The sequence below is a fragment of the Neobacillus sp. MER 74 genome, assembly GCF_023714155.1.
This window is the reverse complement of record NZ_JAMAUV010000005.1, coordinates 59,634-72,810: the sequence shown is the minus strand read 5'-3', so window position 1 is coordinate 72,810 and position 13,177 is coordinate 59,634. Positions and strand designations below refer to the sequence as shown.

General features: G+C 38.7%; 12 protein-coding genes. 11 read left to right on the top strand and 1 reads right to left on the bottom strand.

Features of this window, described 5'->3' with window-relative positions; all coding sequences use genetic code 11:
• Positions 1-159: 159 nt before the first annotated feature.
• On the bottom strand, positions 160-1,713 hold the full coding sequence (locus M3610_RS10930) for an ABC-F family ATP-binding cassette domain-containing protein (protein WP_251459149.1): 1,554 nt from the start codon (positions 1,711-1,713) through the stop codon (positions 160-162).
• A 403-nt stretch (positions 1,714-2,116) separates the two neighbouring features.
• On the opposite strand from M3610_RS10930, the gene M3610_RS10925 reads away from it, so the two are divergent.
• From M3610_RS10925 to dmpG, 11 genes are all read left to right on the top strand, one after another.
• Complete coding sequence (locus M3610_RS10925; protein ID WP_251459141.1) at positions 2,117-2,614, top strand: MarR family winged helix-turn-helix transcriptional regulator; 498 nt, start codon at positions 2,117-2,119, stop codon at positions 2,612-2,614.
• An 18-nt stretch (positions 2,615-2,632) separates the two neighbouring features.
• Positions 2,633-5,719, top strand: coding sequence for an MMPL family transporter (locus M3610_RS10920; RefSeq protein ID WP_251459139.1), 3,087 nt, complete (start codon positions 2,633-2,635; stop codon positions 5,717-5,719).
• Positions 5,720-5,813: 94 nt separating this feature from the next.
• Positions 5,814-6,209 carry a VOC family protein gene (locus M3610_RS10915; protein WP_251459137.1) on the top strand — a complete coding sequence of 132 codons (396 nt, stop codon included), beginning with the start codon at positions 5,814-5,816 and terminating at the stop codon, positions 6,207-6,209.
• Positions 6,210-6,232: 23 nt separating this feature from the next.
• Positions 6,233-6,604: an MmcQ/YjbR family DNA-binding protein gene (locus M3610_RS10910; RefSeq protein WP_251459135.1), complete on the top strand. Its 372-nt coding sequence runs from the start codon at positions 6,233-6,235 to the stop codon at positions 6,602-6,604.
• Between the two features lie 389 nt (positions 6,605-6,993).
• The gene (locus M3610_RS10905; RefSeq protein ID WP_251459133.1) at positions 6,994-7,701 is read left to right on the top strand and encodes a M48 family metallopeptidase; all 708 of its coding nucleotides are present in this window, start codon (positions 6,994-6,996) and stop codon (positions 7,699-7,701) included.
• 32 nt (positions 7,702-7,733) lie between these two features.
• Positions 7,734-8,231, top strand: a complete 498-nt coding sequence (locus tag M3610_RS10900; RefSeq protein ID WP_251459131.1) for a YehS family protein — start codon at positions 7,734-7,736, stop codon at positions 8,229-8,231.
• Positions 8,232-8,263: 32 nt separating this feature from the next.
• A complete protein-coding gene (locus M3610_RS10895; protein WP_251459129.1) occupies positions 8,264-9,733 on the top strand; it encodes a protein adenylyltransferase SelO in 1,470 nt (489 codons plus the stop codon).
• Positions 9,734-9,832: 99 nt separating this feature from the next.
• On the top strand, positions 9,833-10,102 hold the full coding sequence (locus tag M3610_RS10890; protein ID WP_251459127.1) for an iron-sulfur cluster biosynthesis family protein: 270 nt from the start codon (positions 9,833-9,835) through the stop codon (positions 10,100-10,102).
• 180 nt (positions 10,103-10,282) lie between these two features.
• Positions 10,283-11,059, top strand: a complete 777-nt coding sequence (locus M3610_RS10885; RefSeq protein WP_251459125.1) for an IclR family transcriptional regulator — start codon at positions 10,283-10,285, stop codon at positions 11,057-11,059.
• A gap of 51 nt (positions 11,060-11,110) precedes the next feature.
• Positions 11,111-11,998 (top strand): acetaldehyde dehydrogenase (acetylating), encoded by an 888-nt coding sequence (locus M3610_RS10880; protein ID WP_251459123.1) that lies wholly within the window; start codon positions 11,111-11,113, stop codon positions 11,996-11,998.
• Positions 11,999-12,020: 22 nt separating this feature from the next.
• Positions 12,021-13,049: a 4-hydroxy-2-oxovalerate aldolase gene (gene dmpG, locus M3610_RS10875; RefSeq protein ID WP_251459121.1), complete on the top strand. Its 1,029-nt coding sequence runs from the start codon at positions 12,021-12,023 to the stop codon at positions 13,047-13,049.
• Positions 13,050-13,177 lie beyond the last annotated feature (128 nt).

The window sequence follows — 13,177 nt, the reverse complement described above, 5'->3', positions numbered from 1 at the left end:
TTTTATCGGTTTTTATGTATTTTTGTCACAACGTCAGTCGGAATGGTGTTTGCCGCTGCACATCAATTTTATTCGGACATCTTTAGGTAACAGAACAAAAAGCAATAAAAAGGGGCACCCAAGTGAATTTTTATTCATTGGGTGCCCCTTAAGCTTTATTTAAAACACTTTTGTAGTCCAATCCTCACAATTCCAAATATCGGTCGCAATTTCACGATAGAAATCTGGTTCGTGGGATACCATCAAGATACTTCCGCGATATGCCTTTAAAGCACGCTTCAATTCTTCTTTTGCGTCCACATCCAAGTGATTGGTAGGTTCGTCTAGAATTAATAGATTCGTTTCTGTGTTAATAATTTTACACAATCGAACTTTGGCTTTTTCGCCACCGGAAAGGACTTCGACTTTACTTTCAATATGTTTCGTCGTTAATCCACATTTTGCAAGAGCAGCACGGACTTCAGCCTGATTCATACTTGGGAACTCGCTCCAAATCTCTTCAATACAGGTGTTGTAGTTGGACTGTTTAACTTCCTGCTCGAAGTAGCCGATGTGTTGATACTCACCACGTTCCACTTTACCCTCCAGCGGATCAATCAACCCAAGAATACTTTTTAAAAGAGTAGACTTACCAATACCGTTTGCACCCACGAAGGCAATTTTTTGTCCGCGTTCCATTTTCAAATTCAGAGGGCGAGAAAGTGGTTCATTGTAACCAATAACAAGATCTTCAGCTGTGAAAATATAACGACTAGCTGCACGAGCTTCTTTGAAGTTAAACTCTGGTTTCGGCTTCTCTCTCCCCAATTCAATAACTTCCATTTTGTCGAGCTTCTTCTGACGAGACATCGCCATATTACGAGTGGCAACACTTGCCTTGTTACGAGCAACGAAATCCTTTAAATCAGCAATTTCTTGTTGTTGGCGCTTGTAAGCAGACTCTAGCTGTTGCTTCTTCATTTCATGAATTTTTAAGAAGTTATCATAGTCACCAACATAGCGATTCAACTCTTGGTTTTCCATGTGATAGATCAAGTTAACCACATTATTCAAGAATGGAATATCATGTGAAATCAAGATAAATGCATTCTCATATTCCTGTAAATAACGCTTCAACCATTCGATATGCTGTTCATCCAAATAGTTCGTAGGCTCGTCTAGTAATAGGATTTCAGGCTTTTCTAGCAAAAGCTTAGCTAGCAGAACCTTCGTACGCTGCCCACCGCTAAGATCATCAACATCTCGATCAAGTCCAACATCATCTAATCCTAGACCACGGGCAACTTCCTCAACTTTTGAATTAATTTGATAGAAATCATTACTATCTAAAGTTTCTTGGAGCTCTCCAACCTCTGCAAGTAATGCATCGATATCAGCACCTTCATCACCCATTTTTGCATAAAGTTCGTTGATCTCTGCTTCAGCATCAAAAAGATATTGAAAAGCAGTACTCAAAGCATCACGCATCGTTGTACCTTTTTGAAGTACGGCATGCTGATCCAAATAACCAACACGAACTTTTCGTGACCACTCAACTTTTCCCTCGTCGGGTTGCAACTTTCCAGTAACAATATTCATGAAAGTAGACTTACCCTCACCATTTGCCCCAACTAGTCCAACGTGCTCTCCTTTTAAAAGTCGAAAAGACACATCATTAAAAATCGCACGATCACCGAAACCGTGACTTAAATTTTTTACGTTTAATACGCTCATTTTTCTAACCCCTTATCTAATATCACATGTGGATATTTTACTAGACTTTAGCTGTTTTTTCTATCTTGATTGTTATTCTTGTGAATCATGTGATTCTATCTTTGGGGCTAAATTGAATCTGTCCCCGTCTTAATGAAATAAAGGTATGGAATGGGGTATAACAATGGGTAAAAGTATATTATACAACCGAACTTTGAGGCAAGATATGAGTTATTTCTATATGGAAATAATTATAAAAAATTGGGACATCAGTGAAACGAGAAAATTAGCAAGCTTTTTTTATGTTGTTTTTGGCAAGAACACCTTACCGTTGACAAATTTGATATATGAATCTACGATAAATAGTACACGATGTATCTTATGGGATGTATCGTGTGCTATTTTTTTATAAGGTGGTTAGTGTATGGATGATAATGCCAATTTTATTCGTGAATCTATTGATTTATTGCAAAGTTATATAATGAAAAGTTTGCAAAAACATTCCGAAGAACGGGGGGTCACAATTCCCCAAGCAAGGGTAATTGGAGAAGTGTTTGCCCATAAAAAAATCAGTATTAAACATCTTTCTCAAAATCTTAAGATGACCCAAAGTACGGTTTCAGATATTGTTGATCGACTTACTTCCAAAGGATTTCTAGTAAAAACTCCTAACCCTAAAGATAAACGTTCAGTGGAAATTTCACTTTCGAACGAATTATCAAATGGGATTAATGAGAACATTTCGGAAATCGCAAATAAGTCATTGGTAGATGTATTAAGTCTGTTAAACCCTGATGAACAGAAAATGGTTGAAAAAGGCATGGAATTATTGGTATCAGCTGTGAAGGAAAAAATGGAGGCTGAAGGAATGGATAATCATAAATTCTTTGATGTTTTGTACTTTCCTGAAAAAACTAAATAGAATGATGGAGGATTCAAGGTGAGAAAGATTATTAAAGGCCGCTGGGCAATATTTTCAATTTGGCTGATTGCGACAATCGTGCTTACAGTCATTCAACCAGACATCAATGCCATACTGCGGCAAAAGGGGCAGCAAGGAACAAGCGGTGACAGCCCTTCAGTAATGGCAGATACTATCTTGAAAAAGATGGATACAACAGAAGGGGTTAATAACCTTATCGTTTTTTATGATAAAAATAAAATATCAGATAATGAAATGAAGAAAATTGGTGAGGCTGTAACATCCATTACCAATAGCAGCCAAGAGCTTGGAATTGCAGATATCATGGATCCTTTCAGTATCCCCGAAGCAAAAAGTTCATTAGTATCTAAAGATGGAACTACACTCATGGTGAGTTTTAAGCTTGATAAAAAAGGACGAGAAATTGATGATATCGAAAAACAGTTTGAAAGTAAACTGGATAAAGTACCGGTTGAATACTATCTGAGCGGTGAAGACTTTATTAATAATGATTATCTGAAGGCTTCTCAAGCAGGTGTCGAAAAAAGTGCTGCATTAACAGTTATCTTTATTTTGGTCGTCCTTATCCTGGCATTCAGGTCAGTTGTTACACCTTTAATCTCCTTAGTGGCTGTAGCTTTTTCCTATCTTTGTTCCATGGGAATTGCAGCTCAATTAATTGATAAAGCAGGATTTCCAATAACTAGTCTTACCCAAATGCTCCTGGTCCTTATCCTATTTGGGATTGGTACGGATTATAACATTCTTCTTTTTAATCGATTTAAGGAAGAACTATCCCATGGCCACACTATAGATGAATCAATCGTAAACACATATAAAACAGCAGGTAAAACTATTGCGTACAGCATACTGACTGTATTTATTGCGTTCCTTGCTCTCATTTTTGCAGAATCTCCAATCTATCGATCTGGTGTAGTGGTTGTCATCGGGGTAACCATATTATTGCTTGAAATATTAACCCTAACCCCATTTATTATGAAGGTGTTAGGCAAAAAACTTTTCTGGCCTTCCAAGAGTGTAAATGGTCATAAAGAAAACAAGTTCTGGGGAACGACCTCTTCCTTTGCTGTAAAGCATCCGATTATATCCACGGTTATCATACTATTAATATTAGGACCAATGATATTTTTACATCAGGAAAAGCTTAACTTCGATACCATAGGGGAACTTGGAAATAAGTATCCTTCATCAAAAGCTATTAATTTGGTTGCGGAACATTTTGGTAAAGGTCAGGCTATGCCTGCAACTGTAGTCATTGATACTGGCAAAGCACTTGATAACAATGAATTACTTTCAGTCATTGATAATATAACGGAAAGATTGAAGAGTATTAAGGGAGTGAAGCAGGTTTCTTCCATAACACAGCCTCAAGGTAAGCCAATAAACGATTTTTACGTGGACAGTCAAATGGTGTCTGTTACGGATGGCTTATCCCAAACTCAAGATGGTGTCGACCAAATCCATGATGGATTAAAACAAGCACAAGATGGATTCGGGTCAGCGGACTTTTCCAAAGTGGGGCAAATGGTGGATGGTACGGCAAAGCTTGAAGATGGTATGAATGCCTTAACCAATGGATTAAAGCAAATTCAAGCGGGGATAAATGATGGGTCAAGGAACTCGAAAACGATCACGAACGGAATTGCTGCCATTGAAACGAATCTCTCCAAGATGAGCGGTGGTGTGGCACTGCTCGCTGAAAATTATGGGAAGATGCAGGCTGGATATAAAGAGATGGGTGATCACTATCAAGATGCAGCACAGGCTCTTCTTGGGATGAAAAGTGCTCTGTCGCAAATGGAATCCATGGTAACGGCCTTGGGCAGCAGTTATGCAGGTTCTCAAAACGATGCTAATTATGTAGCATTGAAGCAAACAATCAATCAATTATCATCTTCATTAGGTCAAATTACACCTGAGGGAATTCAAACATTAAATGCTAATTATAATGCCGTTACGGCTGGTTTTGGAAAAGCCAATAAAAATCTAACGGCCATAAGCAGCGGTTTATCGCAAATGGCAGATGGCCTGAAAAAACTTGAATCTGGACTTGATCAAGCATCTTCAGGGATTGGTACAATTGTAAAGAATATGAACAGTGTCACTGATGGACTTGGCCAGATGAAATCAGGGCAGCAGCAGTTGGCAGACGGCCTTAACGGATTCAGTGTTTTTGGAGAAAAGCTGTCAGATGTCAACAACGGTTTAGAGCAAATTTCGGATGGTCTGGGACAAACAAATGGGTACTTAACACAGCTTAATACAAATAAAACCTTCTTTATTCCAAAGGAAGCTTTGACAAACAAGGACTTTAAAAAATCATTTGATACGTTCATGTCCAAAGATCGAAAAATCACCAAATTCTTAGTTGTTTTGAAAGATGATCCATATTCTGAGAAGGCTCTAAAGACTGTTGAACAAATCAATCAAACGGTTTCTGATGGATTGAAAGGCACTGTTCTCTCTGATGCAAAGAGTGGAACATCCGGACCAAGTGCGACTACAAATGATATGAATAATGTATTGACTAGAGATTTGAATAAAACAACAACGATTGTTATTATCGGGGTATTGCTGGTCCTATTCTTTGTTATAAGATCTTTCTGGACGCCCGTTTTTATTACGGCATCGTTAGTTGGGGCTTACTATGCAGCCATGTTCATCATAAATTATATTTTCATAGATTTGCAGGGGCTTGAAGGTATTTCATCCTTTGTGCCATTCTTCTCCTTTATTATTATTGTAGCTCTGGGAGTTGATTATAGTATATTCTTAATGATGCGATTTAAGGAATATCCTCATATGCAGGCTAAAGATGCAATCGTGCTTGCTTCCAGGCAAATAGGCGGTGTCATTATAGCAGCTGTTATCATTCTTGGTGGTACCTTTGCTACACTAATGCCTGCTGGGATCGTACTTTTATCTGAGCTGGCCATAGCTGTTATTTCAGGTCTAGTTATCCTTTGCTTTATACTGCTTCCTATTTTTGTGCCGGCCTTGATGGCTCTTCCAGATGCACTTGCCAATTTATTTTCTAGAAAAAAGGAAGCTGCCTTAAGTTCGGAGAAAGAAGTAGTGTTATAAACACAAGCTAAGAAAAAGTTTTTTCAATTAATTGAATATTTTTCCATACATGTCCTATAATAGAGAGGTTATAAAAGACTCTTTGGAGGTAATTATGGGGAGATTAGTTCATTTCGAAATTCATGTGGATAATATGGAACGGGCCAAGAAGTTTTACGGAGAGGTATTCGGATGGTCATTTCAGGATTGGAGTGATTATGCAGGAATGCCTTACTTTGGAGCTGTGACTGGTAATGAAGATGAGCCTGGAATCAATGGTGCGTTGATGCAGCGTCAAAGCGCTCCGCCAGTACCAAACCAACCTCTAAATGGATTTGCATGCACAATGGGAGTGGAAAACTACGATTCCACGGAAGCGAAAATTATTGAAAATGGCGGCAAAGTTGCATTGCCTAAATATGCTCTGCCTGGAATGGCGTGGCAAGGATACTATATTGATACTGAAGGAAATATATTCGGCATTCATCAACCAGATGCAAATGCAAAATAGATTGATGATAGGTGAATAAAATTATGAAATCACTAGATACGGCTGGCACTATTGAAACTGTGCGCAAAATCTGTCTTGCATTGCCAGAAGCTGTTGAACACATCGACGGATTTGGCCACAATACTTTTAAAGTCAATGGAAAATCCTTTGTGATTTCAGGGGAAAATGAGAATGGCTTCGGCTTGTCGTTCAAGTCAGACCGAGAAACTCAAGAATTATTGTTACAGAAAGAGCATTACTACAAAACCCCATATATTGGACAACACGGCTGGGTGTCCATTCAGAATCCTGTTGAGGAACATTGGGACGAATTGACCGATCTAATTCAAGAAGCCTATTTACGTGCAGCACCGAAACGTCTAGTTAAGCAATGGAATGAATTGAATAACAAGTGAAGAAAGGCGGATACATCTGCCTTTCTTTATTTATGTTCTTATATTATCGAGTTTTTCTTTAAGATTTTTACTTCATAAATTCGCCCATTGAAACACTAGATTCGCCCATGAAAGGTCAAAATTCGCTCATTAAAACCCAAGATTCGCTCATTAAACTTAAAAATTCGCCCATTGAAGAGGTTTTGCATTAAAAAAAGAAAAATGTCCCATACTTGAAGGGTAATTTTACACAAAATAAATAAATAATTAACTTCTCCTTGGAATTGAGGCTTCTCATGGACAAATCTCTCGATCTGGCATACACTAATTCAAGGTTAGAGTAGGAATTTTATTGCTACACTTATTTTTTTGCTGTTGATTTTACCTATTGTCATAGTGCAGGTGATTAAATGATACATAATTATTTAGGTCAGACCATGAGTTTTGAGTTAGTTTATAAAAAACGTGAATCGTTGGGCATTATTATAGATGTATATGGCAATGTTCAAGTCCAGGCCCCTAGAGGAACAACTGATGAACGAGTACTTCAATTGATAGAGGAAAAATGGGATTGGATCCAGCAAAAATCCAAGGAAATGAAGGATAGGCTTCTGGGGCAAAAAGTAAAGATTTATGATCATGGTGAAATCTTTCTTTATTTGGGAAAAGAATATCCAATTATGATCACTCAAGATATAAATACCATACAAGACTATGTAGTGTTTGAAGAGGATATGTTAAAAATATATGTTAAACAACTAGAGGATGCAAAAATAAAACAAGCTTTAAAACGATTTTATTATCAAGAATGTAAAAAGTTAGTAGAGCGGAGTATTCGTTCTTATCAAAAACATTTTAATACCAAACCACGGTCTATCCGTATCTCAGATAATAACCGCAATTGGGGGACCTGTGATTCAAGGAAGCAGTTAACCTTCAATTGGAAGTTGGCGATGGCACCACAACAGGTAATTGATTATGTAGTTGTTCACGAAATGTGCCATATGTTCCATCTTAATCATGATCGTTCCTTTTGGCGCCTTGTTGGTAAAATACTACCCGATTATGAGGAGCGAGAGAACTGGCTGGCATTATCAAGTTGGAAAATGACTGTTTGAATATGAACACCAAACTTTAAAGGAGGATTTAGATGGATAATAATGATATACTGATTCGATTAAGATATGCACTAGAGTTAAAAAATAAAGAGATGGCAGAAATATTTAAACTTGGCGGCGTGGAAGTAACCGTTCCTGAGGTGGTAAAGGTTCTTACAAAATCAGATGATGAGGCTGAGTATGACGAACAAATAAAATGTAATAACAGTATGTTCGATTCATTCTTAAACGGTCTTATTATTTATAAAAGAGGCAAACAAGAGCCCAAACCAGGACAACCTGATACACCCGAAGCGTCAATAAAGAAAAGCGCAAACGTAAATAATCTCCTCCTGAAGAAAGTAAAAATAGCACTGGCATTAACGACTGAGGATCTTCTCGAAATATTCGAAAGTGCAGGAATAACTGTAACAAAAGGTGAGCTCGGTGCCTTATTAAGAAAAGAAGGACATAAAAATTATAAAGAGTGTGGGGATAAATTTGCTCGGAATTTCTTAAAAGGATTAGCATTAAAATATAGGGAAGCTTAAATTACATAATAGAAACACAAAAGGGGGATACGATGGCAACAGAAAAAGTAGATATTGGCTGGAACTTTGATAACAGTTATTCCCGGCTTTCTGACATATTTTTTACCAGGACTGAACCAACACCAGTGCGATCACCGGAGTTGATTATTCTAAACCGTCCACTGGCGGCTGACTTGGGTTTGAAGGTGCCGGCACTGGAAAGCGAAGCTGGCGTTGCCATGTTTTCAGGCAACCAGATACCAGACGGAGCAATGCCTCTTGCACAAGCATATGCAGGGCATCAATTTGGGCATTTCACGAAATTAGGAGATGGCCGGGCAATTTTACTTAGTGAACAAATAACGCCAAAGGGTGAACGATTTGATATTCAACTCAAGGGTCCAGGGAGGACACCGTACTCCCGCGGAGGAGATGGTCGAGCGGCACTCGGGCCGATGCTGCGCGAATACATTATCAGCGAAAGCATGCATGCACTTGGAATACCAACAACCCGCAGTCTAGCAGTTGTGACAACAGGAGAGCCAGTATTCCGCGAAAGGACCTTGCCTGGTGCCATTTTGACACGTGTAGCTTCCAGCCATCTACGGGTCGGTACTTTTCAATTTGCTGCGAAATGGGGAACGGTCGAAGAACTTCGGGCTCTTGCTGACTATGCACTGAATCGCCACTATCCAGATGTTGAAACGGATGAGAATCGATATCTTGCCTTGCTCCAGGCGGTGATTAAACAACAGGCAGCGTTAGTTGCTAAATGGCAGCTAGCAGGCTTCATCCATGGTGTCATGAATACCGATAACATGACGATTAGTGGTGAAACCATCGATTATGGGCCTTGTGCCTTTATGGATACGTATGACCCAGCAACAGTATTTAGTTCCATTGATACTCAAGGGCGTTATGCTTATGGCAATCAGCCGTATATTGCCGGTTGGAATCTCGCCCGATTTGCAGAAACACTTTTGCCGCTCCTGCATGATAATCAGGAACAGGCTGTCAATCTGGCACAGGATGAAATTTCAAAATATATGGAGTTGTATCAAAACAATTGGCTTTCTGGGATGAGAGCAAAATTAGGGATATTTAATGAAGAGGATGAGGATGCCGCCATTGTGGAAAATCTCCTCAGAATAATGGAGAAACATAAGGCAGATTATACTAATACGTTCCGAGCCTTAACCATTGAAAGACCGGATGAAACGCTCTTAGTGGAGACACCGGAATTTAAAGAGTGGTTTCAGCAATGGCAGGCACGCCTTGGTAGACAGCAGGAATCAACCGCTGATTCTCATCAGTTAATGCGTAACAGCAATCCTGCGGTAATACCACGTAATCACCGGGTGGAGGCTGCACTCGATGCTGCCGTGGATCAAGAAGACTACAGTGTAATGGAGAAGCTGCTGATTGTCCTTTCAAACCCATACGCTCACTCCCCAGAACAAGCCGAATACTGTAAACTTCCGGAAAAATCAAACCTGCCTTACCGAACCTATTGTGGTACTTAAGCAATCGTGTAATTTACTTGAAGTACAAGATAATGCTATCCTTTATACGGGCAGCATTATTTTTGTGCATCCGTATTTAAGGAAGACAGGGGTGGTTTCGTGTTTAGATTAACTGAAAATGCAAAAGCCGAACTACAAGATAGAATAACGGTAGCTGGCTCAAATCAATTGATACGCTTGCAAATGCGAAAAAGTTGTTTTATGAAAGTAAAAGTGACATTGGAAGAAACAATTCAGTCTAATGATACAGAAATTACTAAGGATGGGCTCCATTTTATCATTGATAATGCTGAGTGCCATTATTTCAATCATAAAACATTAGATTATATCTCGGATACCACTGGTTTTAAACAATTTGATATTCTGTAAAAAAGAGCCTGATTTCTATTAGAAATCAGGCTCTTTTTTTAATATGTCAAAGGTAAATGAAACCCTTTAACTAAATATTTAAAAGATTGACAGAATATTGAACGAGAGTTACTATTAAATTATCCTTAATAAATACGAATGGCATTCGACAATGTCGAACAATAGGGGGGGAGGGTGGACGTGTCAGAACGCTTAATTCAATCTGTTGAAAGAGCTGCTGATATCATTGAATTATTTTTGGTAACTAAACCAGAACTAAGTATCAAAGAGATTAGTGAGCATTTAAATTTATCAAAAAGTACAGTTCACGGAATCATCAAGACCTTAGAACATAGAGGTTATCTTCAACAAAATCTTGAAGATTCAAAGTATAAGCCGGGGCTCAAACTATTTGAGCTTGGCAATTTTGTCGGGAAAAATCTTGATATTGCGAAAGTTGCAAAGCCAATAATTAGAGAGTTAGTCGATGAACTAAATGAAACCGTTCACTTAGTTTCCTTACAACGAGATGAAATTATTTACATTGAAAAGTTAGAAGGACAAAGTGCCCTTACTATTTATTCGCAAATTGGAAAAAGAGCTCCCTTCCATAGTACTGGGGTAGGGAAGTCAATCCTTGCTCATTTAAACGAAAATGAGGTAAATAGAATCTTATCATCAATCACTTTGGAATCATTTACGAAACACACAATGACAAATATCGATGAGATTAAAGAGCAGTTACATACCATTCGTGAGCAAGGTTATGCGGTTGATGATGAGGAAATTGAGTTAGGGTTGAAATGTATTGCAGCTCCAATTTTTAATCATCAAGGAAATGTAATCGCTTCAATTAGCTGTGCTGCACCTAAAATGAGACTTGATGAACATAAGCTGCCACAAGTAATAGCTGGAATTAGAAGGGCTGCATCTGAGATCTCAAATCGTTTAGGTTATCAAGGTAAAAGCATCTTATAGAAAGACTAGATAGAAATAATTTATACAATATTTTTTAGGAGGAGAATTAATTTGTCAAAAGTAAAAGTTGCCGTACTTGGCTCAGGAAACATTGGTACAGATTTAATGATTAAACTGGGACGCTCGGAATTTTTAGAGTTAACAGCAGTAATTGGAATTGACCCGCAATCAGACGGTTTACGCCGTGCAAGGGAATTAGGTTATGCAGGGGTTGATACAGGAATTGATGGATTTCTTGCAGATCCAACTTTAAAAGCTGACATCGTATTTGATGCCACATCTGCCAAAGCGCATCTCTACAATGCAAAGGTATTAAAAGAGGCTGGTATAAAAGTCATTGATATGACGCCTGCTGCAGTTGGCCCATATGTATGTGCTGCTGTTAATACTGATGAACATTTAGATAAAGATAATATCAATTTGATTACTTGTGGCGGTCAGGCCACTATTCCAATGGTTCACGCAGTAAACCGCGTGGCTCCTGTAGAATACGCAGAGATTGTCGCGACAATTGCTAGCTTGAGTGCTGGCCCTGGAACACGTGCCAATATCGATGAATTTACAGAAACAACTTCTCGTGCAATTGCAGAAGTTGGCGGTGCCAAAAAAGGGAAGGCAATCATGATTTTAAATCCTGCAGAACCGCCAATTATGATGCGTGATACAGTTTACACTCTTGTAGAAGAAGGGAAAATGGATGAAGAGGCAATTAGAAAATCTATTGCTGACATGGAAAAAGTAGTTCAAGCATTTGTTCCTGGTTATCGCCTTCGCACGGAACCTATTTTTGAGGGAAATAAGGTTACCATATTCCTAGAGGTTGAAGGGGCTGGTGATTACTTGCCTGTATATGCAGGAAATTTAGATATCATGACATCAGCAGGCGTTAAAATTGCTGAAGCATTTGCTAAAAAACTATTAACGAAAGAAACAGTTTGAGCTGTAGAAAGGGGAAATAATAATGACAAATGAAAGAGATATTCTTATCACAGAGGTAGCCTTACGCGATGGAAGCCATGCCATCAATCATCAATATACAGTTGATCAAGTACTTAATATTGCCAAAGCATTGAATGATGCAAACGTCCCTTTTATTGAAGTATCACATGGTGACGGACTAGCAGGATCTTCGTTACAATATGGACGTTCTCGTACAAACGAAATGGAATTAATCGAAGCTGCAGTATCTGTTGCAGATAAATCCAAAATTGCTGTTCTTCTTTTGCCAGGAATCGGTACACTGCATGAATTAAAAGAAGCCGCAAATTTAGGAGCTAAAATGGCACGGATTGCAACACATGTTACAGAAGCCGATGTAGCACCACAACATATTGCCTATGCAAAAGAATTAGGAATGGAAACAGTTGGATTCTTAATGATGAACCATATGGCGCCAGTTGCGAAATTAGTAGAACAAGCAAAACTTATGGAAAGCTATGGAGCAGATACTGTTTATGTGGTTGACTCTGCAGGTTACTTACTTCCTGACCAAGTCAGGGAACGTATTCGTGCTCTTAAACAATCAATTGGCGTGAATGTTGGTTTCCATGGTCATAACAATCTATCTCTTGCGATGGCTAACACTCTTGCAGCCATTGAAGAGGGTGCTACCCGGATTGACGGCAGTGTACGCTGCTTAGGAGCTGGTGCAGGAAATACACAAACAGAAGTACTAGTTGCAGTTTGTGAACGGATGGGAATCAAAACTGGAGTAGATTTATATAAAATGATGGACTTGGCCGAGGATATTGTGGCTCCAATTTTACAAGTGCCACAGGAAATTACAAAGGACAGCCTAACTCTAGGATATGCGGGTGTATACTCAAGCTTTGCGCTCCATGCAAAACGGGCTGCAGCAAAATTTGGTGTTGATTCACGTGATATTTTAATAGAATTAGGTAAGCGTAAAGTGGTTGGCGGTCAAGAGGATATGATTGTTGAAGTGGCAGCAGAAATTGCAAAAAGCAAGCCAAAAACAGTCTTAGTGTAAAACTCAAGGCCCACTAAAAAGAGATTAATAGAATTGAGTTTTTGATGGAGGGGAAAGAACATCCCTTCGGAAAATATCTTCAATCAGATGAAATAGTACAAAAAACAACACTTTAAAATTGAGTGTTG